At 66.3% G+C, this 23,440-nt stretch carries 19 protein-coding genes, 1 tRNA gene and 3 pseudogenes; 9 read left to right on the forward strand and 14 right to left on the reverse strand.

The window, feature by feature from the left end; all coding sequences use genetic code 11:
• The 5 genes and pseudogenes from SSPS47_RS00065 to SSPS47_RS00085 form a co-directional block, all read right to left on the reverse strand.
• Positions 1 to 474, reverse strand: a complete 474-nt coding sequence (locus SSPS47_RS00065) for a hypothetical protein (protein ID WP_164247460.1) — start codon at positions 472 to 474, stop codon at positions 1 to 3.
• A 379-nt stretch (positions 475 to 853) separates the two neighbouring features.
• Positions 854 to 927 (reverse strand) — tRNA-Met (locus tag SSPS47_RS00070).
• A gap of 58 nt (positions 928 to 985) precedes the next feature.
• On the reverse strand, positions 986 to 1,558 hold the full coding sequence (locus SSPS47_RS00075; protein WP_164247462.1) for a transcriptional regulator: 573 nt from the start codon (positions 1,556 to 1,558) through the stop codon (positions 986 to 988).
• Positions 1,559 to 3,056, reverse strand: a pseudogene (locus tag SSPS47_RS00080) (helix-turn-helix transcriptional regulator).
• A gap of 14 nt (positions 3,057 to 3,070) precedes the next feature.
• Positions 3,071 to 3,403, reverse strand: coding sequence for a hypothetical protein (locus tag SSPS47_RS00085; RefSeq protein ID WP_164247464.1), 333 nt, complete (start codon positions 3,401 to 3,403; stop codon positions 3,071 to 3,073).
• Between the two features lie 149 nt (positions 3,404 to 3,552).
• Here SSPS47_RS00085 and SSPS47_RS35910 point away from each other — a divergent pair, with 149 nt between their 5' ends.
• From SSPS47_RS35910 to SSPS47_RS00095, 3 genes are read left to right on the forward strand one after another with little or no spacing between them, the layout of a single operon-like run.
• Positions 3,553 to 3,681 (forward strand): hypothetical protein, encoded by a 129-nt coding sequence (locus SSPS47_RS35910; protein WP_275405127.1) that lies wholly within the window; start codon positions 3,553 to 3,555, stop codon positions 3,679 to 3,681.
• A 52-nt stretch (positions 3,682 to 3,733) separates the two neighbouring features.
• A complete protein-coding gene (locus tag SSPS47_RS00090) occupies positions 3,734 to 4,033 on the forward strand; it encodes a transposase (protein ID WP_164247466.1) in 300 nt (99 codons plus the stop codon).
• Complete coding sequence (locus tag SSPS47_RS00095) at positions 4,030 to 4,917, forward strand: IS3 family transposase (RefSeq protein ID WP_164247468.1); 888 nt, start codon at positions 4,030 to 4,032, stop codon at positions 4,915 to 4,917. Before SSPS47_RS00090 ends, SSPS47_RS00095 begins: the two co-directional genes overlap by 4 nt.
• Before the next feature lie 30 nt (positions 4,918 to 4,947).
• On the opposite strand, the gene SSPS47_RS00100 is transcribed toward SSPS47_RS00095, so the two are convergent.
• Complete coding sequence (locus tag SSPS47_RS00100) at positions 4,948 to 5,298, reverse strand: hypothetical protein (protein ID WP_164247470.1); 351 nt, start codon at positions 5,296 to 5,298, stop codon at positions 4,948 to 4,950.
• A gap of 241 nt (positions 5,299 to 5,539) precedes the next feature.
• On the opposite strand from SSPS47_RS00100, the gene SSPS47_RS00105 reads away from it, so the two are divergent.
• The 4 genes and pseudogenes from SSPS47_RS00105 to SSPS47_RS00120 all read left to right on the forward strand — a co-directional run.
• Positions 5,540 to 6,472 (forward strand): ISL3 family transposase, encoded by a 933-nt coding sequence (locus tag SSPS47_RS00105; protein ID WP_239065191.1) that lies wholly within the window; start codon positions 5,540 to 5,542, stop codon positions 6,470 to 6,472.
• A 38-nt stretch (positions 6,473 to 6,510) separates the two neighbouring features.
• Complete coding sequence (locus SSPS47_RS00110) at positions 6,511 to 6,819, forward strand: transposase (protein WP_164247473.1); 309 nt, start codon at positions 6,511 to 6,513, stop codon at positions 6,817 to 6,819.
• Positions 6,816 to 7,733, forward strand: coding sequence for an IS3 family transposase (locus SSPS47_RS00115; RefSeq protein ID WP_164247475.1), 918 nt, complete (start codon positions 6,816 to 6,818; stop codon positions 7,731 to 7,733). Before SSPS47_RS00110 ends, SSPS47_RS00115 begins: the two co-directional genes overlap by 4 nt.
• Positions 7,734 to 7,762: 29 nt before the next feature.
• A pseudogene (locus SSPS47_RS00120) lies at positions 7,763 to 7,963 on the forward strand (integrase core domain-containing protein); the annotation flags it as partial.
• A 7-nt stretch (positions 7,964 to 7,970) separates the two neighbouring features.
• Here SSPS47_RS00120 and SSPS47_RS00125 read toward each other — a convergent pair.
• Entirely contained in the window at positions 7,971 to 8,513 is a 543-nt protein-coding gene (locus tag SSPS47_RS00125; protein WP_203557750.1) for a hypothetical protein, read from the reverse strand.
• Between the two features lie 204 nt (positions 8,514 to 8,717).
• On the reverse strand, positions 8,718 to 8,849 hold the full coding sequence (locus SSPS47_RS35915) for a hypothetical protein (RefSeq protein WP_275405128.1): 132 nt from the start codon (positions 8,847 to 8,849) through the stop codon (positions 8,718 to 8,720).
• Positions 8,850 to 9,137: 288 nt separating this feature from the next.
• On the opposite strand from SSPS47_RS35915, the gene SSPS47_RS00130 reads away from it, so the two are divergent.
• A complete protein-coding gene (locus SSPS47_RS00130; RefSeq protein WP_164247477.1) occupies positions 9,138 to 10,574 on the forward strand; it encodes a WD40 repeat domain-containing protein in 1,437 nt (478 codons plus the stop codon).
• Positions 10,575 to 10,634: 60 nt separating this feature from the next.
• Here the strand turns inward: SSPS47_RS00130 and SSPS47_RS00135 are convergent, their stop codons facing one another.
• Positions 10,635 to 10,967 carry a hypothetical protein gene (locus SSPS47_RS00135; protein WP_239064696.1) on the reverse strand — a complete coding sequence of 111 codons (333 nt, stop codon included), beginning with the start codon at positions 10,965 to 10,967 and terminating at the stop codon, positions 10,635 to 10,637.
• Positions 10,968 to 11,088: 121 nt separating this feature from the next.
• On the opposite strand from SSPS47_RS00135, the gene SSPS47_RS00140 reads away from it, so the two are divergent.
• Positions 11,089 to 12,315 carry an IS256 family transposase gene (locus SSPS47_RS00140; RefSeq protein ID WP_203558006.1) on the forward strand — a complete coding sequence of 409 codons (1,227 nt, stop codon included), beginning with the start codon at positions 11,089 to 11,091 and terminating at the stop codon, positions 12,313 to 12,315.
• Positions 12,316 to 12,752: 437 nt separating this feature from the next.
• On the opposite strand, the gene SSPS47_RS00145 is transcribed toward SSPS47_RS00140, so the two are convergent.
• The 5 genes and pseudogenes from SSPS47_RS00145 to SSPS47_RS00170 all read right to left on the reverse strand — a co-directional run.
• Positions 12,753 to 13,763 (reverse strand): Dyp-type peroxidase, encoded by a 1,011-nt coding sequence (locus SSPS47_RS00145; protein WP_239064697.1) that lies wholly within the window; start codon positions 13,761 to 13,763, stop codon positions 12,753 to 12,755.
• An 88-nt stretch (positions 13,764 to 13,851) separates the two neighbouring features.
• Positions 13,852 to 14,247, reverse strand: coding sequence for a hypothetical protein (locus SSPS47_RS00150; protein ID WP_164247481.1), 396 nt, complete (start codon positions 14,245 to 14,247; stop codon positions 13,852 to 13,854).
• A 350-nt stretch (positions 14,248 to 14,597) separates the two neighbouring features.
• Positions 14,598 to 15,977 carry an RHS repeat-associated core domain-containing protein gene (locus tag SSPS47_RS00160; protein ID WP_164247483.1) on the reverse strand — a complete coding sequence of 460 codons (1,380 nt, stop codon included), beginning with the start codon at positions 15,975 to 15,977 and terminating at the stop codon, positions 14,598 to 14,600.
• 21 nt (positions 15,978 to 15,998) lie between these two features.
• Positions 15,999 to 21,686, reverse strand: coding sequence for an IPT/TIG domain-containing protein (locus SSPS47_RS00165; protein WP_164247485.1), 5,688 nt, complete (start codon positions 21,684 to 21,686; stop codon positions 15,999 to 16,001).
• Between the two features lie 47 nt (positions 21,687 to 21,733).
• Positions 21,734 to 22,867, reverse strand: a pseudogene (locus SSPS47_RS00170) (ISAzo13 family transposase); the annotation flags it as partial.
• Positions 22,868 to 23,440 lie beyond the last annotated feature (573 nt).

Here is a 23,440-nt window from a genome sequence, read left to right on the forward strand (position 1 = left end):
TCAGCGGCGTATCGACAGTTTCACGCGCACATGGGTGGTGAGCCCGGCGTGGATCGCGGGATCGACACAGGTCGGGTCGGCCATCGGCCCGGTGATGATCACGACGTCGCCGGTGGCGGCGACGTCACGCCGCCACCTCTGTTCGGTCGGCATGCTCCCCTCGTAGAGGGAACCCTGCCCGGGAAGCCGCACCACAAGCGACTCGCCAGACAGTCGCAGCACCACTCTCCAGCCCGGCGTGCGCACAGGGGCGAACAGTGACGGCAAGGTCAGCTGCTGTCCGCCGGCTTCGCGTACCAGGACCTCCAGGAGATCCGGTATCTCCACCTTCCCCTGGGCGTCATGCACCTGCATAGTGTGGGGCCGCAGCATGAAGATCACTGCCTCGTCGGCGAAGTACCCGCTCTGCGCGGCGAGTTGCAACTCGCTTCCAGTCGGGACGTATCGCGGCAGCTCGGTGTCATGGTCTTTCATCGGGCACCTTCTCCTGCGTGTCAGGCGGTAGCGGGCCGGCTGGGTGTCACCGGTGGAGGAAGTCCGTCCACCACTGGCAGAAGCCGGCCACGACGACGCCAACTCCGTCGCCCCCATGGCCTGTTACGTAACCGTAGGGCTGAGGAATTACGCGGCGTTCCACACACGGCAGCCAAAAAAGCGACGAACACGCCGTATGGCAGCAGATCTTCCGGTAGAGGGCACCGGCGCCGCTGCAGAGCGCGTGCGGGCGGGGAACGCGGGCCGCACGCACGCCGTGCCGGGCACTCGCACACGTAGCCCAGCGGGCCCCACCGCTGGCGGCCCGGAAACGCGACAGGGTCCGGATCCTCGAATGGATCCGGACCCTGCTCGGCAGTAGCGGGGACAGGATTTGAACCTGCGACCTCTGGGTTATGAGCCCAGCGAGCTACCGAGCTGCTCCACCCCGCGTCGGTGAAGCCAACCGTACGCCATCCCGCGATCTGCGGAGACCACCTCCGGCCAGGGGCTATGCAGCGAAGCCAACGTTGGTGCAGTACTCGTACGCCCCGTACTGGGATCCAAGATCAGGCAGGATGTCGTCGGTCCAGGCCGCGTCCAAGCCCTGGTGGTCACCGGCCGCCCACGCCCCGACGATCCTGTCCCAGCGGCGCACGTTCATGTGCCGGAAGGGAACGTCGCGCTGCAGCGGGCGGGCGACGCCGGACTGGTTGAGGGGGTGGATCTCCACCCTGGTGCCGCCGTTCGCGTTGAGGCGCTTGAGCAGGTGCCGGGCCACGTTCTGCCGGCGCACCGCCCGGTAGGCGTCGTCGATCTTCTTCAGGTTCTTCGCCGAGGGGTGGCGCTTGGCCTCCAGCCATGCCTTCAGCGTGCGGTCGGTCACCGTCAGCCCGGCATCCCTGGCGGCCTGACGGGCGTGGTCGGACCTCGTCAGATAGTTGAGGCGCGCCATGAGACCGCGCTTCGCGGTGATGGGGGTGGCGATGCCGCCGGCGAGGTCGTCGAGCTTTTGCCCGACGAGTTCGCTTCCCCTGATGCCGCTCGCGCCGAACCTTCCGAAGTCGTTGTTCCTCTCCGGCATCTACTGCTCCTCCCCCATCGTGTCGGTGCCCGCGGTGTAGAGGTCTTTGACCTTGACCTCGGTAACCCCACGGCCTTCGGGGAAGACACGGCGCCAGTCGCCGATGACGTGGAGTTCGTCGGTGCCGATCGCCCGGACGACCGGGAGGCCCTCGTCGTGGGCTTTGAGCGCCTTCATCCAGAGGTTGGCGAAGGCCTGGGAGCGGATGATGTGCATCCAGTCCGGTCGGTACAGCTCCCGGTTGTAGTTCGACTCCCCCATGGTGGAGACGAACTTCGAGTACATCGCTTTCACGTACTCCAGGGTGACCGCGTCGCCGTCGGCGATGGCGGTGTCACGGGCGTCCTTGAGCGTGATGCGGAACTTCTCCAGCAGGTTCTCCGTCGCCCCCGATGTGTAGGACTCGTGGACTTCCGGCGCCTCGCACAGCCCGTACTTCGGGCTGGACAGGCGCATCAGGAGACGCAGGGTGGGTTCGGTGACCCATAGGGGTCCTGGTTCGTCGCGCTCGCCGATCGGGTTGGGCAGCACGGCGCCGTACTCCCAGGCGGGTGGAGTGATCAGGTGGACTCCGGCGCGGCGGCGGTCGTGCGGCATGCCGGTGGTGTGCTCGAGCTGCCCGAGCGGCAGATGAGTCTTGAGGGCAGACAGATAGGCGCCGTTGATGTCCAGTGCCGTCACCTCATGAACGCCGGGCGGCATTTCGGCGCGGGTCCACTTGGGGCGCGCCTCCCAGATCTGGTCCGCACCCCGGGAGGTCTGCTTCTTCAGGATGTCGGGAATCCAGGGATGGGCGATCACGTCGTACCGGGCACCCTTGCGGGTCTCGTCCAGCAAACGCATCGTGTCCGGGATCGCCTTCTTCAACAGCGCCGCGGTGGCCGCTTCCACGTCGCCCAAGTGCTCGGCGAGCGCACCCTCAACCGCCGCACGGATCAAGCCCACCGGACCTGACAGCTCCTGGAATGCCCGGCGGGCCGGGCCCTTGGCACGCTCCGACGGCTTCGAGGCCGGGGCAGGCCGGACGGCGACCGGGGCGGTAGGGGCGGGCAGCACCTCGGCTGTGCTGTCCTGGCATCCGGCCGGGTCCAGGTGCTGGGCGAAGCCCTCCACCCGCTGCCCAGCCGGACGCCCGCACAGCACACACCGCTCCGGCGCGGTGAGTACCTCCACTTCGCCCCCGCCCTCGAACTCAGAGGAAGCGGGCTCGGCCACAGCGGACTCCACCGCCGGCTCGGTTTCAGACGTGATGTCGATGGCGAACTTGGCGCTCAACCCGTCCAGAAGGTAGGCGTACTTGACGCGCACATCGCCGGCCGGATCCCGGCCGGCTTCCCCAGGCACTGACCGTGGACGGGCTCACCCCAAGAGCACGGGCCACCTGCGCCTTGGACAGCTGAGCCTGCTCGCGCAAGGCACGGCGGGCCTCGGGGTCCGGGAGGTCGGTCTGCGGGCCGACGGAAGCGAGGAGCGAGTCGATCGCGTCGAAGTCACTCACCGGGGACGCTCCCTTCAGATGTAGGTGACGGGGTTGCGGGACAAGTGCGGGCTCTTGGTGGCGCGGCCGACGCGGTCGTCACCGCGCAGGAGTTCGCCCTGGAGGGCGTAGCGGTCGCCGTGCTTGGAGATGCCGGTGATCGTCGCGACGGCGAGGACGGTGCCTGACGTGTTGATGATCTGCACCTCGTCCTGTGAAAGGGCGCGGTCGGCGTTGAACTTCCAGATGCCGCGGCCGGCCTCCCAGGCTTCGTCCTCGCTCATGCCGGGCCGCCAGCCAATGGTCGTCCGTTCGAGCATGTCGTCCGGGCCCGCCTCGCGCTCGGGGCCGATCTGGATCTGCAGCACCCGCCCACCTCCCAGAGATTGATCTCTTTAACTTGTTGCAAAGTTACCATTCAGACACGTGACTTCGCAACAAGTTTGGAAGTAGCCAACTCGGCTGGCTCCAGCACGACTTCACCGCTCCGACCCTCGACGCGAAGGAGACCCACTCCATGGCCAAGGTGTACGGCGAAGTACTGCGCGGCATCCGCACCGACACCTGCTCCACCTGCCGCACGACCGGCGTGGAGCTGATCCACGTCCGGTTCACCGACGACTGGGACATTGAAGCTTCCCCTTGATCGTGGACACCTGGAGACTGGGACCTTGAGGTTCCAGAGGAAGTAGCACCAGGTGGGAAGCAAGTACACAAAGCGGTACACCGAAGAGTTCAAGCGGGACGCGATCGCGCTCGTCGACTCCTCTGGCAAGACGGTCACCGCCGTAGCCCGGGAACTCGGGATCAGTTCGGAGTCCCTGCGCGGCTGGTACCGCCGGGCGAAGACGGATCGGGGCGAGGGTGGATCCGGTGAACTGACCAGCGTCGAGCGCGAGGAGCTCAAGCGGCTGCGCAAGGAGGTCCGTGAACAGCAGCAGACGATCGAGATCCTGAAAAAAGCGACGGCCTTCTTCGTGAAGGAAAACGACCGGTGAGCGAGCTCTGCCAGTTGATCCACGCGGAGAAGGCGACCTACCCGATTGCCCTGCTGTGCCGGGTGCTGAAAGTCGCCCGCTCCTCCTACTACGCCTGGCGCGAGGGCGAGGCCGCCCGCCGTGCCCGGCAGGCTGCCGACGAAGCGCTCGCCAACGAGATCACCGTGCTCCACATCGCCTCCCGCCACACCTACGGCGTCCCGCGCATCCACGCCGAACTGCGCCGCCTGGGCCGGCGGGTGAACCACCAGCGCATCGCCCGCGTCATGCGCGAGCGCGACATCCGCGGTGCTACCCGCCGCAAGAGGCGTTCCCTGACCCGACCGGATGCGAAGGCGAAGCCGGCCCCGGACCTGATCGACCGCGACTTCCACGCCGAGCGGCCCGGGACCCGGCTGGTCGGCGACATCACCTATCTGCCCACCGCGCAGGGCTGGCTCTACCTCGCCTGCTGGCTGGACCTGGCCACCCGCGAGGTCGTCGGCTGCGCGATGGCCGGCCACCACCGCGCCGAGCTCGTCGTCGACGCACTGAACACGGCCCACGGCCGGGGCGGTCCGGAGTCCGGCTGCGTGGTTCACAGCGATCCCGGCAGCGAATATACATCAACCCAATTCCGGCATCACATACGGGAGTTGGGGCTACGGCAGAGCTGTGGACGCACCGGATCATGCTTCGACAACACCGCCGCGGAGAGCTTCTGGGCCCTCCTCAAGGAGGAGATCGGCACCCGCATCTGGCCCGACCGGGCCACTGCCCGCGCCGAGGTCTACTCCTTCATCGAGACCTTCTACAACCGCCGCCGTCTGCGCAAACACAAGATATTCGGCTACCTCACCCCGGCCGAGGCCAGGCAGCGGCACCAGCACACCCTTGCCGCATAACGATCACGTGTCCGAGATCGCGGGAAAACTTCACCCCGAGACATAGCCGAGGACCTTGGTGCGCTTGTTGACAACCAGGCTCCATGCGGCTGTATTCGAGCCATCCGGGCAGACCACAAGAGGACCGGGGTCCGACTTGTAGTAGTAGGCGCAGTCTCCTGTGTTCGCGACTCCGATGACCGCACCGCCAGGGCTATTGCGCATGTTGATGTTGGTGCCCTTGAAATCGGTGTGCCCGTCCCCGATCTGACAGCTGGCGGTGGTTCTGGCGACGGCGGTTTCCACACTCCGGGGCGCCGCGTGGGCGGTGGCCGGAGCACCCATCAGAGTCACCGCGACGGCGACGATGGTGAGCAGAGTCGCAGACTTGGTTTCATGCATGGTTTGAGCGTCACCTCTTCATGTATGCAGTGTGATGCCGAGAAGAACGCTATTTTCCAGCCCTTACTCTCGGGGTCGATTCGATCAGAATCGAAAGCCGACGCCGAGGTTGCGTCTCTTCGGGTAGGAGTCGTTGGCTTCGTTCACTTCAAGCGGTTCTGGCTCAACTTCCGTGCAAGGGCGACTCTGAGTGACGGTGGGCGGCTGCCGGGTGGAGCGAGAAGCAGACCGAAAATTGATCATGATCGTCGTGGTGGGGCTGACAGTCTCGCCCGTGAGAGAAGTCGTGCTCCGGTTGCAGGAGCTGTTGTTCCCGTCGGTCGCGGACGTCGCGGTGCTGTCGGTAGACGTCGATATCGCGATAGTCCGTGTTGACGCGCACAGCACTTCGCGGGGTGCCTCCTGCCCGCAGTGCGGCATGTGGTCGGCCCGAGTGCACAGCTCCTACCTGCGGTTTCCCGCCGATGTCCCGAGCGGCGGGCGAAGAGTCGTACTCCGCCTGCGCGTCCGGCGCTTCCGGTGCCAGAACAGGTCGTGTCCGCGCCGGACCTTCGTCGAGCAGATACCCGGCTTGACCCGCAAGCACGGCCAGCGCACCGAGCGGCTGCGCTCGACGCTCGCTTCGGTGGGTCTCGCCCTGGCGGGCAGGGCCGGCGCCCGGCTGTCCGCGGTTCTGGGCGTGTCTGTCAGCCGGAGCACGGTCCTGCGCCTGGTCAACGCCCTGCCCGAGCCGGATATCCCGTCTCCTCGGGTGGTCGGCGTCGATGAGTACGCCACCCGCAAGGGCCATGCGTACGGCACCGTGCTGGTCGACGTCGAAACCCGGCGACCGGTGGACCTGCTGCCCGACCGGGAGGCAGCCAGCGTGGCCGGATGGCTTGCCGCTCGTCCCGGGATCGAGGTCGTCTGCCGCGATCGTGCACCGTTCTTCGCGGAAGGCGCCAGGGCCGGGGCGCCACAAGCCGTCCAGGTCGCTGACCGGTGGCACTTGTGGAACAACCTCGGTGATGCCGCCGAGCGTGCTGTCGCCCGGCATCGCCAGTGTCTGCGCGTCCTCCTGCCCGAATCAGCCGGGAAGGAGGAGGTGGACGAGCCTGTGCTGTCGGGGGAGACCCCGGCCTCGCCGTGGAAGAGCGAGCGGTTTGAGGTTCCCCCGAGATGCGGAAGTCGATGACAGAGGGTCAGATGGTTCTCATGAGAGGAACATCGACCATGGCTGCCCCCAGAAAATACTCACTGGAGTTGCGTGAGCGTGCGGTGCGGATGTACCGCGCGTCGGATCCGAAGCCGCAGATCAAGAAGCTGGCCGTCGACCTTGGCGTCCACCCCGAGGCCCTGCGGGGCTGGATCCGGCAGGCCGAGGCCGATGCCGGCGAGCGGGATGACCGGCTGACTACCGACGAACACGCCGAGCTGGTGGCACTGCGGAAGGAGAACGCCCAGCTCAAGCGGGCGAACGACGTGCTGCGGACGGCCTCGGCGTTTTTCGCGGCGCAACTCGACCCGACCCGGCCCAGGTGACCGCGCTCCTCGACGAGCATCCACACCTGGGAGTCGAGTGCGTACTCCGGGAGCTTTCCATCGCCTCCTCCACCTACTACCGCTGGCGCCGCGCTGAGAAAGAGCCCTGCGAGCGGCGGCGCCGCGACGTCGAGCTCACCGAGAAGATCAAGGCGATCCATACCGGGTCCGGTGGCATCTACGGGTCGCCACGGGTGCACGCCATACTGAAACGCGAGGGCGTCCACGTAGGCCGCAAACGCGTCGAGCGGTTGATGCGCGAGGCCGATCTGGCGGGTCTCAGCCCGCGCCGGAGCGGTTTCACGCGCCGGGATCCCAAGGCCGCGCTCGCCCCGGACCTCGTCAACCGGGACTTCACCGCCCAGGGGCCGAACCGTCTGTGGGTCACCGATCTGACGATGATCCCGACCGCCGAGGGACCGCTGTGGCTGTCCGCGATCCGCGACGCATTCTCCCGCCGGGTCGTGGCCTGGGAAACCTCCGCCCGCGCGGACGCCGACCTGGTCCTGTCCAGCCTGGAGTACGCGCTCGCCTCCCGCGAGGTCGAGCCCGGCAAGCTCATCCACCACGCCGACCACGGCTGCCAATATACGTCCATCAAGCTGACAACACGCCTGATGAGGGCAGGAATTGACGCGTCGATGGGCTCGGCCGGCGACAGTTACGACAACGCCCTCGCGGAGAATCTGTGGATGCTGACGAAGACCGAGTGCGTCCGCGGCCGCGTCTTCACCACCAGGGCCGAAGCCAACCTCGCACTCTTCGAGTACTTCGATGGCTTCTATAACAGCCGGCGCATCCAGAAGCGGCTCGGCTACCTCAGCCCGATCGAGTTCGAGGAGAAGCACTACGCCGAGCAGACAACGACCAAAAGAGCGAACCTGAAACCCCGTCAACCCTCCCTGACCAGCTGATCAGCACCTCCCGAGCAACGGGGGAACCTCAGCCCCAGACCAACGGCAAAGTCGAACGCTTCAACCGCACCCTGCTCGACGAATGGGCCTACCTGCGGCCCTACACCTCGAACACCGAGCGGACCGAAGCCCTGACAGACTTCCTCCACACCTACAACCACCACCGCTGCCACACCGCACTCGACGGACACCCGCCCATCACCCGCGTCAACAACCCTCCGGGTCAATACAAGATTCTCATGCGGAGTCCTCGTTCATGGTGGTGCGGGCGGCGTCGATCTCGGCAACGACGCCGAGGGCTCGGTCGTAGTCGGCCTGGAGCCGGATGCGTTCGGTCTTGCGGGTGGTGCCGAGTTGGCCGATGAAGATCTTTGTTCTGTCGGCGTGCTCGACCCAGACGGGGCGGTGACCGGGATGGTAGGTGGCCTGCGGACAGCGGGCGGAGTCACACATCCCGATCAGCGGACGGTCCGCGGTGGGGGTGCCGGCGAGTTTGAGACAGAGTGCCCGGGAAGGATCGGTGAACCAGCAGTAGTTCGCCGGTCCGAGGTGCAGGACGTTGGCGCGTTTGGTCAGGAGGTTGAGGACGTCGCGGTCGTTGCGCTGGGTTTTCGGGGCCGCGGCCGAGGCGGTATCGAGTTGGGTGTCGATGCCGGCGAAGAACTCGGTGAGGCTGCGGGCGCCGGGACCGGCGGGCAGAACGCCTTCCCGGTAGTTTCGGAACTCATCCAGTACCAGCTGGAGATTGCGCTCGCTCTCGTGCTTGTTGACCTCGGCCAACAGCTCGGCCTGGGCCCCGCCAGGGCGCGATAGCGGTGGAGTCGGGTATTGGAACTGTCCCAATGCCCTTGATTGAGGTACTGGGGGGAGGGCCGGCATAGGGGTTCGAGCTGCCTCTGCTTTCCGTTCATGAGCCTCGCTAAGCGCTGACGAGGATCAGTTGGCTGGCAGGAGAGCAGGTCTCCGGCCAGCCAACGAGGACTGTCAGGTCGTGTGCTGGCCAAGCAGCCAGCTGACTATGGCCCGCACTGCGCCGGAGAGAGCGCCGCCGATGATGATCCGGTCCCACCGAGCCGCCGGGTGTCCGAGGCAGGTGTGCTTGTCTTGTGCAGACATGGGTCTTCCTTCCGCGTTGCGATCAGTTGTGCGGCGCCGCTTCTCCACTCTCAAGCACCTGCGAGTGCCAAGTCGGCTTGCTGGAGCTCATTGATGAGAACTGCCTGCGCTGGCAGGCCAGGGCTAGCAAACTTGGCGGTAGTTGACGCGAGTTGGCACAGCTGCGGTTGGAGCATCATGGCGATTCCAGAACCGGATGAGGCGTCTTGCCCTCCGGGCCCCAGGCGAGATCTAGTCGAAGCGTTTCATGCGCTCTACAGACAAGCGGGAACCCCTGGTACCCGCAGTATGTCCAGGAAGATTGGTGAGGCAGATGAGTCACGTGCTCCTGTCAGCCACGAGACGCTCGCCAAGTTACTGCGTGGAGAGGCCGTGCCCTCCTGGGCCCGGGTAGAGGCCGCCGTCCGCTATCTCGCCAGCCTGTCGGTGCACCGTCCAGATCCCGATGTGACAGTGAGGAATTTCCACGCCCTTTGGGAAGCCGTCCAGTACGGCCTGCCCGGGCCCATGGAAAGCGGGGCATCGGGATCAGGTACACACGATGTTTTTGTTGATGTTGCCGAACAGCGATATCAGAAAGAGATTTCAGAGACCAAGCAGACAACCGAAAATCCGAATTCGGACAGTAGGCCATCGGACCTATCATGGACCGTCAAGCAGCTCCAGGTCGATATTTTGCAGCTTCGGCGACGACAGGAACAATTCACAAAGGGAGGGCTGGCGACGCAGGTTGTATTGAATGTTTTGCAAGGAGGGTGCAGTTACCCGCTGGCCACTTTGACCGGTCACGCCAAAGCGGTCACCTCGCTGGCATTTTCGTGCGACGGACGCTATCTGGCATCCGGCAGCAACGATCACGAGATCCGACTCTGGGACACATCCACTCACGATCAGATCGATCTACCTCTTAGGGGTCATGCGGGCAGGGTCACCTCCGTGTCGTTCTCACCCCAAGACAGCAGGCTGCTCGGCACAGGCAGCTATGACGGCACGATACGGCTATGGGACTGCGATATCAGACAGCAGCGCGGGCCTTCCATCAGCACCGCGACGGTTTGGTCGCTGGCGTTCTCGCCCGATGGCGAAGTGCTGGCTGCGGCTGTAGGGCCGCATACTAAAGTCGTGCTATGGAATGTTGAGACTTGCGAGTCCATTGGTGTGCCGCTGCCGACGAAGTTCAACAAGCGAGGCCCCGTCAGGATAGCTTTCTCCCCCGATAGCAAAATGATCGCCGCAACAGGCATGAATTCGTCGCATGTCGGATTTTGGGAGTCCTCAACGCAGCATGCCGTCGGCGACACACTGCAAGGCCCCGCCTATTATAGAAACTCGCTGTGGTCACTCCTAAACCGTGGCATTCCCGCAGGTTTCCATGCAATTGACTATTCACGCGATAGCTCATACGTTGCAACTGGTGGAGATGACCGGACGGTGCGCCTTTGGGATCCCGTCACCCGTGTACAGATAGGAAAACCCCTTACAGGACACTCCAGACGAATTACAAGCGTCGCATTCTCTAACGAAGGGCTACTTGCCTCGGCGAGCCGGGATAAGACAGTTCGGCTATGGAACCCGGTCACCCGCGAATGTGTCGGGTATCCTCTCGTCGGACACACGAAGGCAGTCACAACCCTGGCGTTCTCGCCAGACGGTCGGATCCTAGCGACCGGTAGCGAAGACCAGACCGTGCGGCTATGGGTCCTACCCCCTCTCGGCAAGAGATGACCCAATTCCACCCAGAGTCCAACGGTTGCTGCCCATACGTTCCGGCGCGGGTCGAGAGCATTACAACCCGTCTCGGCGGCTGATGTCGGCGGCGTAGGCGGCCCAGTCCCCGCCTGATGCCTGCTGCCACTGGACGGCCACTTTGATGTGGACCCCGAGCATCCGGGCGAGGATCGCGGCGGGGACTTCGGTGGCGAGGGTGAACAGCGCGGTGGAGCGGTCCTGCCTCGGCTGAATCCCGATCTTGTGGAGGCGCTGGCCGATCCGGTCGTCGCCGAGGGGGTGCCCTGGGCGTCCTCCGGGGAAAAGCCAGCGGATGTCGTCGGGGGTGCCGATCTTGGCTTTGCCGCGGCGGGTCGCGACGAGTTCGAGGACGAGGCCGGCCAGCGGCACGGGAAGGGGGACTGTAAAACGTTCGGTGTAACTCCCGATCATGGAAGATGCATCGATGACCAGCAACAACGTGACCGAGGCCGAGACCGTCGAGCCGTCTCAGGCCGTGGTGCCGAAGTCCATGGACGACCGGCTGATCGACGAGCTCGTGAGTCGGGCCCAGGCCGAGGGCCTGCAGCTGACCGGCGAGGGCGGGCTGCTCCAGCAGCTGACCAAGCGGCTCCTGGAGTCCGCTCTCGAGGGCGAGATCACTGACCACCTGGGCTATGACAAGCATGATCCCGCCGGGAAGAACGGCGGCAACAGCCGCAACGGCACCCGCACCAAAACCGTGCTCACCGACGTCGGCCCGGTGGAGATAACTGCGCCCCGCGACCGCGAGGGCTCCTTCGAACCGAAGATCGTCAAGAAGCGCCATAAGCGCTTGTCCGGCGTCGACGAGATGGTCATCTCACTCGCGGCAAAGGGCCTGACCACCGGTGAGGTCCAAGCCCACCTGGCCGAGGTATACGGCGCCGACGTGTCGCGCCAGACGATCTCCACGATCACCGACAAGGTCCTCGAAGGCATGGCCGAATGGCAAAACCGGCCCCTGGACGCCGTCTACCCGGTGGTCTTCATCGACGCCATCCACGTGAAGATCCGCGACGGCGCGGTCGCCAATCGGCCCATCTACGTGGCCCTGGCCGTCACGACCGAGGGTCGGCGGGACATCCTCGGGCTGTGGGCCGGCGACGGCGGCGAGGGCGCCAAGCACTGGATGCACATCCTCACCGAGATCAAGAACCGCGGCGTGAACGACATCCTCATGCTGGTCTGCGACGGGCTCAAGGGCCTGCCCGACGCAGTCGAGACCGTCTGGCCCCGCACCGTCGTGCAGACGTGCGTGGTCCACCTGCTGCGGAACTCCTTCCGCTATGCAGCCCGCCAGGACTGGGACAAGATCGCCAAACTCCTCAAGCCCGTCTACACCGCGGCGACCGAGGAGGCCGCACTCGAGCGGTTCGCGGAGTTCGCCGACGCGTGGGGCAAAGAATATCCGGCGATCGTCCGGCTCTGGGAGAACGCCTGGGAGGAGTTCACTCCCTTCCTCCGCTTCGACACCGAGATCCGCCGCATCGTCTGCACCACGAACGCGATCGAGTCCGTCAACGCGCGGATCCGACGGGCGGTCAAGGCCCGCGGCCACTTCCCGAATGAGCAGGCCGCCCCGAAGTGCGTCTACATGGCGATCATGTCCCTGGACCCGACCGGCAAGGGTCAGGCCCGCTGGACCATGCGCTGGAAGACCGCCCTGAACGCCTTCGACATCACCTTCGACGGCCGACTCTCCGCAGCCCGCCAGTAACCCTCAACAACCCGAGATACACCGTTCGTTTGACAGACCCAAGCCCGGCTGCTCGCTCTCCAGTGCGCGCTGCGCACCGACAGTCGCGGGCGAACACACCTGCCCGCCGGGCTCCTGCGCGGTATGCGCCTGCGCGACAACCCCGCCCCGTGGCAGGAACTCGAAGCGGCCCGCTGGCTGCACTCAGCAGACAAAGCGCCCCGCGATTACGCCCTCACCGTTCAACTCCTCGACCCCGGCGTCCTCAACCAGGCCCCCACCCGCACCGACCGGCACCAAGCATCAGCGAAGAGGTGCACTGGGCACCAGCCCTGCCCGCCCTTCACACATCCCGGGCACAGGCCGGCGTGTGACGTGAGGCGGCAGACTTCACAGGACTCACCAGCGAGAACATATACGAAGAAAGTGCGTGCCCGTCGACAGAGTTCACGCGAGCTCTAACTGAGGGCATCGATCCACGCGTCGCCGGGCGGAGGTACGAAGAAGTACCCACCGCCGGTCGTGAGGACGTACTTCGCCAGTGCCTCACCCTCGAGCCGTTTCTGGACAGCCTCGAATCCCTTGGCCAGGTCCCGCTGGTAACAGTTGAAGATGATGCCGGTGTCACCATCGCCCCGGTCGTAGCTGTAACTACGGCGCACGAGTTGGGGCGGATTGCGGCGATCAGGGGCAGCAAGCCGCACGTGCGAGTCGAGCGGGGTCCGCCGACCCTTCGGGTCAGCCGCGAAATTCGGCTCCTCACCAACAGGCGCCCCGTCCTGCCACCTCCCGTCACGCCGCCGTCCCATGATCCGCTCCTGCTCGTCCACAGAATCCTTGTCCCACAACTCCGTCGCGAACCGAATCACCCGAACAACCTGATACCTCCCTCCGACAGCCCACTCCGGCTCACCCTGCCCCTCCCGCACAAGAACCCGGTCAGCGACCTCACCCTCGGACTCCGGATTCCCAAACCCCTCCGTGAAGTGAAACGGGTTACGGGCAGGCCCCCGGCCACCCTCGACACGATTCTCCGCCCGGAACCCGTCAATGGCCCAACGAACGGCCCAACCCACCTTGTCGGCAACAGCCTTGACACTCTCCACAGCCTTCCGCACCGCAGCGGTGTCCTCCCCCGCGACCCACACAAGAAGGTCACCGTGCGACAGCGCGGGATCAAGCAGATCCCCGAGGAGGGACGGCATCACTTTCAACTGCCGCGGCGCCTGGACTTCTGCGCCCTCGAAAAGGGCCGCCCCCGCCCCGAAGGTCACCAAAATCCGATCCCCGCCAATGGTCCGCACACCCCGAACTAACGCCTTCACTGCGCGCCCACGATCGAGCACTACTATTCCTACGCAACGCTCTGGCAGCTCGGCCCCCACAACGGCAAGCCTGCCATGTGCAGTTGCCGCTCCAAAGCTGTTCTCCGCCTCCGACGAGCCACTCCTCAGGTTTGCTGCGACCACGCCTCCTCCTACGAGACCCAGTCCGGCCGCCGACCCTGAAACCACTACCGTTCTACGCCGCACTCGGTCCTCCTGACTTCGACCGTGCTCACTCGGCAGTGATACGAAGAACGACGCTCTGCGCCATCTGTGGATCGTCAACACTGACTCTTACGCGGACTCTGGATCCGGCCACGGCGAATCGATGACAGAAGTCCTCACCCACAAGGTCCGCCACTTCGACCTCACCGTTTGGGACGTCAAATAGCCCGTCGAAGATCCCGACAGCCGCTTCCGCACCGCCCTCCCCTAGAAGAACCGTGACATCTACGGGCCCGATGTCGGGGTGAACGACCGCGATCACCATGCAGGTCGTGTTCGCCTCAACCGGCGAATCCACCGGATCAATATCTGGAATATCTCCGTCACCACCGACCGATTCAAAGCGAAGCACTCCCCACGGGACCCCCACTCGAAAGGAAGAGGCTCCGCCTTCCGCATCCACCAGTTACCCCTAGAAGTCTGTGTACGGATTAATTTTGTCGCGTATGAACTGCGCGGCCGCAATGCCCTGTTGAGAACTACACCTTCGACAGTGCGGGAACAATTGCTGCGGTACCGATTTATCCACGAATGTCAACACAGGCTGATGATCTTTAACCCAAGTCCCATTCGGGTACCCCGAGTTCATGGCGCCGCATGCATGGCAGCCGAATTTATTGCCGAGCTTATTGATGTCAACTATTTCTGTGCTATTGAATGCACGCGACTGGTTGCGCGCATCGATCGAACCACCCGCATACTTGCCAGGATAGAAGAGCTTACATGCATCACCATATCCACCCTTTTTACCGCCTATGTTATGGGCGAGTACTGGAGTGTCACCCGCCAGCACATAATAGGTGTGGAGGTCGTTAACAGTGAGGTTGTAGACGGTCGTTGACTTGGTTTGGCGGGCGATGGCCGTGATCTGGACCCAGGTTCCGGTGCTGGTCTGGAGCCGTTGACCTTCCGGCCGGAGAGGCGCTGGCCCAGCCAGTCCAGGCCCGCCTCTCCCAGGCCACCGATCACGCAGCCGGCCAGCATCGGGCTGTTGCCTGTCGGGTCGGTGTAGGTCGTCGGGGAGCTGAGCGCGTACTGGTAGAGGTTGGTGCCGCCCGCGTGGCCGATCGGGTCCTGGGAGATGAAGCGGCCGGACTCGGGGTCGTAGTAGCGGTTGCGGTAGTGGAGCAGGCCCGTGCCGTCGGACTCGCGGCCGGTGAAGGTGTACGGGTTGGTCGACGCCGCCCCGGACGTCGTCGGTTGGCCGTACGGGTCGTACGTGTAGCTCGTCGCGACCGTGCCGTCCGCGTTCGCCAGGCCCACCACCGTGCCCAACGCGTCCGTCAGATAGACCTGCGTCGCGCCCTTCTCCGTGCGGGTCAGGTACTGGTCCAGGCCCGACGTCGCGACCGTGGCCGACGTCTCGCCCGAACCATCCTGTTCCACCAGCGGGTTCGAGCCGTCCGTCAGGTACTTCTGGGTTGTGTCGCCCAGCTTCTTCGAACTGCGGGTGCCCAGGGGGTCGTAGGTGAACGTGCCCGTCGGGCCGTCCGCCACCGGGTCCAGGGCCGACAGTTGGCCTCGCGCGTTCCAGTCGTACGTCCGCTTGCCGTCCGACTTCAGTTGGCCGTCCGCGTCGTACGTGAAGGAACGGCCGCCCAGGGACGTGACCCTGTTGTCCTTGCCGAACACCGACCCCGTCTCGGCCGCGGGGAGTGCGACGGACACCAGACTGCCCGTCAGGCCCGTCTGGAGGCCTCGGATGTCGCGCGTGTAGGAGAGGTCACCGATGTCGGCGGTACCCCGCGCGTAGTCGATCGCCGAGATCGCGCCCGTCTTGTCGAGCGTGGTGGTGCGCGTGATGCCGCCCGGCAAACTCGCCGTCTTCTCACGGCCCACGGCATCGAGGCCGAACGTCACCTCCTGGCCGCCCGAGGTGACGGACGTCAGGATGCTGGAGGTGTCGTAACCGTAGAGCGTGGTCGTCCCGGCCGCCGTCATCTCCTTGCGGCGGTCCGCCGCGTCGTAGTCGTAGCCCACCGTGCCCGTGGGGCCCGTCACCGTCGTCAGTCGGTCGTAGGCGTCGTAGCCGAAGCTCTCGTCGCCCGCCTGGGTGTCCGTGATCGTCTTCGGCAGGTCCACCGCGTCGTACGCGTACGTCACCGTCGACTCGGCGACACCCGCCGCGTTCACGCCGTACTTGGTGTTCTTCGATCAGCCCAGCAGGTCGTACTCAGCCGTCGCGACCAGGCCCGAACGGCTCGTCGCCTTCGTCAGCCGACCCGCCGCGTCGTAGCCGAACAGCGCCTGCGCGCCCAGCGGGTCCGTCACCGACTTCGTACTGCCCGCGTCGTCGTACGCCCACGACGTGCTGTTCTCACGGGCGTCCGTCAGCCTGGTCAGGTTGCCGTTCTCGTCGTAGTCCAGAGCCGTCGACCGGCCCAGCGGATCGGTGATCTTCCGCGTCTGGTTCAGCGCGTCATACGTCAGCGTCGTACGCGAACCCGCCTCGTCCATCACCACGGTCGGACGACCCGCCGCGTCCAGGAACTGACTGCCGGTACGGCCCTCCGCGTCCTTCGCCGAGACCAACTCGCGGTTGCGGTAGGTGTACTCCGTCACCGCGTCCGACGCGTCAGTGACCGTCTTGATCTGGCCGTCCGGCGTGAACGTGAAGTCGGTCTCCCTGGACTCGGGATCCCGGACCGTCCGCAGGTCACCCGCCGCGTCGTACTCGAGGATGGTGGTGTTGCCCAACGGGTCCGTGACGGAGGTGGGTTGGTCGTAAGGGCCGTTGTAGACCGTCGTACCCGACTGGCGCGCCTGTGCGGTGCCTGCGAGTTCGGTGGTTCGGGTGACGTAGCCGTTGGCGTCGTACGTCAGCTCCGTGCGCCGGCCGTACGGATCGGTCACCGCGTCGATCCGGTGCTTCGGGCCTCGGTGGTACTGCGTCGCCCGCGCCAGTGAACTCCCGTACGCCTCCGTGTCCTTGACGCCGTAGCCGTCCGTGTCGAACTCCACGCGCCGTACGGAGCCGCCCGGCTGGGTCACGTTCGCCGACGTGATCTTCCCGGCGCCAGTCTCGGTGTACGCGAACGAGTACTTCGCATCCTCGGTGAGGGTCTGCTCCTTCACCCGCCCGTCCGCGTGGAAGGTGTTCGACATATACGTGATGCCGCGTGCGTCGGTTGCCGTCTTGATCCGGTTCGACGTGCCGTCGTACGTGTATCGGCTGACCTTGCCCGCGGGATCCTTCACCGTCTCCAGACGGCCCGCGCTGTCATAGGTGTAGGAGGTGGTGCGGCCGGTGTTGTCCTTCGCCGTGTCGACGCGGTGCTGGGTGTCGTAGGCCAGCGAGATCCACCTACCGCCGGAGGTGGTGATACGGGTGATCTCGCCGTTCTTGCCGTCCCGGCGCGTCAGCTTGATGCTGTTCCCGTGCCGGTCGCGGATCTCTTTCAGCGCCGCGTACTGCGGGAACACCCACACCGTGCCGTCCCGGAACGTCAGGTCCCAACCGCTGTTGTAGCCCTTCCAGATGATCTTCGAGCCCTGGAAGTCGGACGAGGTGTCGACCGGCTCGAACACCGCGTCCGTCCAGCCGGTCCCCGATGAGGTACGGGTGAAGTGGGTCTTGCTGCCGCCCGGCAGGTAGAGGTCGACCTCCTGCCACTGTTTCTTGGAGTGCAGGAAGGCGTTGCACGACAGGTCACGGCCGATGCCGAACGCCCGCTTCTCCTTGTCGCCCTGCCAGTAGGTACGCGTGACATCGGCCGACGCCGTCGAACCGGCGACCGCCAGGTCCGTACGGGAGTCGGTGAGCAGGCCCGTGGAGAGCTCGACCGGGTCGCCCGACAGCCAGTCGATGACGTCTTCGATCCAGGTGTCTTCCCACGGGATCAGGTCGTCGATGTTGAACATCGCGCCGTGGAAGGCCCAGACGCGGGTCTTCTTGTCGGGTATGACCTGGCGGCCGTCCGCCGAGACCTCACCCTTGCCGTAGACGTACCAGCCCTTCTTCTTCGGGTCGTAGTCCTGGAACTTGACCCGGGTGCCGGGGGCTTCGCGCGTGTAGTTCGGGTAGATGATCTGCGCGCCCTCGGGGAACACGTACGTTCCGCCCGGCTGCACGGTGAAGTAGACCGGGACGATGCCGTTCTCAGGCAGCGGGAACGGCGGCCGGTCGATCGGGATCGCCGTGATCCCCAGCTCCGTGACCGGATTCCCGTGCTCGTCACGGACCACCGAACCCTTGGGGATACGGACTTCGAGCCCCGGGATCTTCGGGGTCTTCAGCACGACATCGGCCTTCGCCGGAGCCGCGAACCTCACCGTGTTCTTCATGTCCAGCGGTGTCATCCACACCGGGAACCCGAGATCGACCGTCCGCCCGGCCGTCGGGCTGATCCGGATGTCGTAACGGCCATAACTACGCTTCGAGTTGTTCGCACTCGCACCCTCCACCACGAGGGTGGTGGACGTGTCGGCGATACCGCTCAGCAGGAACCGGCCGCGCGCGTCCGTCTTCGACGACTTCTTGCCCACGGAGACCGTGACCTTCGCCAGCGGCTTGCCGTCGAGCTTGAGGACGCGACCGGTCAGCGCGGTGGTCTCGGGCGGGGCGCGGAGCGCGGCCGGGCCCTTGGGAACGTCGCCGCGCCGGGTCAGCCAGTCGTAGCCGGCGAGATTCCCCTTGTCCGGCTGCCACGCGTCCGGCCCGCTCGGAGTGACGCGAGCGGCGGGGGATGCGGTGTCGTCGCTGCCGGTTTTCGGTTTGTCCGCGGACCGGCTGGGGCTGTCTGCTCCGGTGATGGCCGCGGCCGCGGTCAATCCGAGGGTGTAGGTGCCGGTCTTGAGGGTGTTGGGGTCGACCGTGAGCGTGTAGGTGCCGGTGGCGGGGAGCATCGGCAGGGCGTAGGTGACGGCGGTCACGCTCATCGAGCGCGCGTCGACCAGCCATTTGCCGTCCGGGCCGTACACCGACAATGCCCAGGCGGCGGGTGGGGTGTTCAGCCCGAGGGTGAGCTTCTGTCCCTGGGTGCCGGTGACGGTGTAGCGGCCGTTCTGGCCGGCCGTGGCGAGGGTGACGGGTTTACGCGTGCCCGTGGTGGCCAGTGCTCCGCCGTCCGCGTCGGGGATCAGCGTCGCACTGGTGGTGCCGGTGACCGGCTCGCTGGGGCGTACGAACACCCGGTGGGTGCCTGCGGTCAGCGGAGCGCGCAGATCGGCCTCCGCTGAGGATGTTCTGGTCAGCGAGCCAAGGCTCTCCTCCGTACCGTCGGGGGCGCGGTGGAAGAGCGTCGAGGTCTTGGCGAAGGTGGTGGTGTCGAAGACGACGGCCGCACCGGCGCCGGCCACCGCGTCGGTCTTGTACTCGAGCTGCTGGCCGGCGCGGGTGATCTCCCCGACGCGCGGCGCGGATCCGGCGGTCAGCGTGCCTGCCTGCACCGGCTTCGAGAGCCAGAGCGTCATGCCGCCCTTGGCCGCTTCCTCCGGTTCGAAGAGCAGGGTGTAGGAGGCCCCCGGCGTGAGGTCGTTCAGGTAGTACGCGTCGGGCGCCGTACGGGCCATGCGACCGACGACCGTTCCCGTACCGCCGGCCGGGCCGATGAGCGTGATCTCGGTGATTTCCGGCATGGTGTTCGCGGTGATGCCGATACCGAGGGACGCCGAGTCGGGTGCGGTGAACTGCGCCCGCACGCGCTGACCCGCGCGGGCGGTCGTCGTGGCCTGCTGGGGGCCGTCCGGTGTCAGGGACGTGGCTATGTCGGCGGAGAGGATCATCGAGAGTGTTCCGACCGCGCCGTCGTTCGGATCCGCGTACACACGGTAGGTACCGGTCTCCGTCAGTGGCGGGAGTCCGATGGTGGTCGACTCACCGGCGGTCACGTTGACTCCGTCGACGACCTTCGCTCCGGACGGCGCGACCACGGTGACGTCCACGTACTCGGTGAAGGTGCTGCCGGTCGCACCGAGGGAGAGGGTGTCACCCTGCTGCCCCTGGAAGACCGTCTCGGCGTCCTGGCCCGTGCGGCCGATGTCCATCGCAACCGCGGAGCCGGCGACGCTGAGCTGAGCGACGCTGACCGGCCGGGAGAGCGACAGTGCGATCTCGCCGGTCGCCAGGTCGTGGCTGGGGTGCACCGCGACGGTGTAGAGGCCGGTGTCCGGGAGGGGTTCGCTGTCCCAGTCCTCCGTGCCGTCGGCGGGGGCGGAGAAGGAGCCGACCTCGGATCCGTCGGGGCGACGGATGTCGACCCGGACGTAGCCGCCGAATCCCGTGGTTGTCGCCCCGAGGGACACGCGCTGGCCTGCCTGGGCGGAGAACCGGGCGATTCCGTCCTGTCCCGGGCGGGTGAGCGAGAGGACGACGGGCGGTCCCGTCAGGGCGAGCGTGCCGGCGTCGGCGTAGGGCGACGCGGTCACCGTGAGGGTGCCGCCGCCTCCCGCGTTGGGATCCAGCGCCAGTGTGTACGTTCCCGACTGCGGGAGCGTATCCACATCGATCGCGCCGCTCTTCCCGCCGCTGACGGCGATCGATTCGACCTGGTCGCCGTTCGGGCTGTACAGCCGGACGGTGAGTCCTCCGGGCATCTGGGCGGCGTCGATTCCCAGGCTCAGCGAGGTGCCCAACGCGCCGGTGAAGGTCAGCAGTTGGTCCTGTCCGGGTCGGGTGAGCTGCGCGGTGACGGGTGCTCCGGAGATGGCCAGCGCGGCGGTCTTCGGGTTCGAGACCACGACGGTGGCGGCGCCGATGTTGTTCGCGCCGGGGTCGAGCAGCAGCGAGTACTGGCCGCTGACGGGCACGTCGGTGAACTCGCCGTCGGCCTGCTCGCGTGAGAAGGCGAAGGAATCCACCCGCTTGCCTTGCGGGTCCACCAGCCGGGCGTTCACCGACGTGTTGAACGTGGAGCCCGTGATGCCGATGTTGATGTTGTCACCGGCGAACGCGTTGAACAGCACTTGCGCCTGATTGCCCGGAGTGGTGATCGACACCGTCGGCGGGGTCTCGTCCCCGACCGTCGTCTCCTCGGACGTCTCGATCTCCCCGCCGCCGTCGCCGTAGGCGACCCGGAAGCTTGTGGCGGAGGCCGCCTCGCCGTCCGAGGTGGCGATCTCCAGCGGGCCGCTCACCGCACCGAGCGGTACTTCGACCGTCAGCGCCGTGCTGGTGCGGGTTACGACCTCGGCGATGACACCTCCGGCGAACCGCACCACGTTCTCCGACGCCGTCGGGGCGAAGTTCGTCCCGGACAGCACCACGCGGGAGCCCACGACACCCGACGCCGGCTCGACCTTCGTGATCGACGGCGCGGGCGTGGCCAGGGTGAACGACTCCGGTGACTGGACTGTTGTGCCGCCCGTGGTCACCGACACCTTGCCGTTGACCGCAGCGGCCGGGACGCTGACCACCAGACGGGTCGCGGTAGCGGAGGTGACCGTGGCCGCCGTCGTACCGAACTCGACCGTGTTGGAGGCCGGGGTGGTCGAGAAACCGGTGCCGGAGAGGGTGACCTTCGCGTCTGCCTGGGCGCGGACGGGGACCAGGGAGAGGACGGACAGGGTGCTCGACTCGTAGCGGTCGACGCCGAGGCGGTTGCCCGCCGCGTCGTAACGGTAGCGGGCCGTCTCACCTGCCGGGTCCGTCACACCGACCAGACGGGATGCCGCGTCGTAGGCGTACACGGCGTTCTTCGTGGTCGGCTCGGCGGCAGCCGCACTCGCCGGAGCCACCGGTCCCGCCCGGCCGTTGGACAGCTTCGCCTGCGCGGAGGAAAGCTCCGAAGACGGGGAGGAGGCTCCCGATGGCGGGGCAGGAGGCGCCGCCTCGGCCGACACCAGACCCGCCGACAGGGCCAGCGCGAGCAGACCGACCGTCAGCGACCGTCGGCGTGCGGACATACGTATCCCAAAGCGTTCGCCGTGCATGCGCACCGCACCCCTCCCACGTCGCCGATTTTCACTCCGGTGGGGTAGCTGTTGGTGTCGAGGGCGGCCCTCACGCGCAGTCCGGTGCTGGTGGTGGTCGCCGCGATGCTGTTCACGATGACTTCGTGGCTGGTCAGCGGGCGGCCACGCCAGTTCATGGTGATGTGGGAGAACAGCCGGTGCTCGATCTTGTTCCACTTCGACGTGCCCGGAGGAAGGTGACACACGGTGATCGTGAGCCCGGTTTCGGCGGCGAGCCGGGCGAGTTCGAGTTTCCAGGCCCGGGTGCGGTAGCCGTTGGAGCCGCCCGCGCCGGCGGTGATCAGCAGTCGTGTTGCCCGCGGGTAGGCGGGGCGGCCTTGGCCGTGCCACCAGCGGCGGATCGACTCCACGGCGAACGCGGCGGTGTCGTGGTCGGTGCCGACGTTGACCCGGCCGGTGTTCGCGGCCAGGTCGTAGATCCCATAGGGGACGGCCTTGCCCAGCTGCGGGTCGGCGAAGTCGTGGACACCCACCAGTACTGGCTCACCTGTAGGGCGCCACTGGCGGCCGCTGTTCTCGAATGCTCCGAGGAGTTCCTTCTTTCTGGTGTCCACGCTGATCACCGGCCGGCCGGCATCCCGGTGTCCGCGGGCCTGCTCGTTCAGATAGCGGAACTGGGCATCGCGGTCGCCGTGTTGGCTGCCCTCGATTGTCTCGGCGTTGGCCCGCAGGCTGAAGCCTTCCTCCCGCAGCAGGTTGGCGACGGTGTCGGCGCTGACCTGGTGCCCGGCCCGTTTCAGCTCCCGGGCCAGGGTGCGGGTCGACTTCACCGTCCAGCGCAGCGGCGACATCGGATCCCCGCGCTCGTCCGGCTCGACCAGCGCCAGCAGGGCCGGACGCAACCCCTGGTCGAGAACTGCGACCCGTTCACGTCCTCCGCCCGGCCGCCGCACCCGGCCCAGGGGCTCCTCGCCGGCCTCAAGCCCGAACACGCCCTTGCGGACCGTCGTCTCACTCACCACCGCGGCCTGCGCGACGGCCCGGACGCCGCCATGCCCCAGCATCCCGGCCTCCGCGGCCATCAGCAGCCGCCGCTGCCGTTCGTCCAGGTGCGGGAGCAACACCACGAACCTCACGGCAAGTTGATCACGAGTCTCGTCCGGGATGCGCATACCACAACAACGATCCCCGGAACGGGAAGCAACACCTTGATTCCCTGCAAGCCCTTAGCATTCCGTGCGCGCCCGGCGATTGGCAGGGCGGACTCACTTATTCTCGAACCTGCTTCTCAGAGCCGGTGTCCTGGAGATCCATCCCCGGCAGCACCTCACGGTAGAGCGCCGAGGATCCGTTCAATTCCGGCTCCGGCAGATGACCCGGCCAGCGCAGCGCCAGAGTCCTCCCTCGGTCTGTCGTCGGTGACCGTGACGGCTTGCTCATCACCCCGGATCGTGGGGTCGCTCAAGGCGAATCGGCGCTATCCGCCCACGCCGGCCAACGGTTACTGGACAGACCTTAAGCGGAGGCGACAACACCCTCGGCGCGTCTGCCGAAGATTAGTTGTCCGGACAGACACCGCAGCGCATGGGTGGGCAGATCGATTGAGGACGGATAGAGAAGTGACCGAAGCCCCTGGTAAACGGTAGATCTTGGCCGTGACCCCGTCTACCAGGAGCTTCTTCACGTTGCAGAACGAACGAACTGGCTACCTCACCGCAAGGTTGGAAGAGCCTCATTGCCAGTCC

The organism is Streptomyces sp. S4.7, assembly GCF_010384365.1.
Lineage (GTDB): Bacteria > Actinomycetota > Actinomycetes > Streptomycetales > Streptomycetaceae > Streptomyces.

What these genes read in the sequence shown, in the direction of transcription:
- SSPS47_RS00065 (WP_164247460.1), bottom strand. Translation starts at nt 474, where the DNA reads ATGAAAGACCATGACACCGAGCTGCCGCGATACGTCCCGACTGGAAGC.
- SSPS47_RS00075 (WP_164247462.1), bottom strand. Translation starts at nt 1,558, where the DNA reads ATGCCGGAGAGGAACAACGACTTCGGAAGGTTCGGCGCGAGCGGCATC.
- SSPS47_RS35910 (WP_275405127.1), top strand. Translation starts at nt 3,553, where the DNA reads ATGGCCAAGGTGTACGGCGAAGTACTGCGCGGCATCCGCACCGACACC.
- SSPS47_RS00100 (WP_164247470.1), bottom strand. Translation starts at nt 5,298, where the DNA reads ATGCATGAAACCAAGTCTGCGACTCTGCTCACCATCGTCGCCGTCGCG.
- SSPS47_RS00105 (WP_239065191.1), top strand. Translation starts at nt 5,540, where the DNA reads ATGATCGTCGTGGTGGGGCTGACAGTCTCGCCCGTGAGAGAAGTCGTG.
- SSPS47_RS00110 (WP_164247473.1), top strand. Translation starts at nt 6,511, where the DNA reads ATGGCTGCCCCCAGAAAATACTCACTGGAGTTGCGTGAGCGTGCGGTG.
- SSPS47_RS35915 (WP_275405128.1), bottom strand. Translation starts at nt 8,849, where the DNA reads ATGTCTGCACAAGACAAGCACACCTGCCTCGGACACCCGGCGGCTCGG.
- SSPS47_RS00130 (WP_164247477.1), top strand. Translation starts at nt 9,138, where the DNA reads ATGTCCAGGAAGATTGGTGAGGCAGATGAGTCACGTGCTCCTGTCAGC.
- SSPS47_RS00140 (WP_203558006.1), top strand. Translation starts at nt 11,089, where the DNA reads ATGGACGACCGGCTGATCGACGAGCTCGTGAGTCGGGCCCAGGCCGAG.
- SSPS47_RS00165 (WP_164247485.1), bottom strand. Translation starts at nt 21,686, where the DNA reads ATGTCCGCACGCCGACGGTCGCTGACGGTCGGTCTGCTCGCGCTGGCC.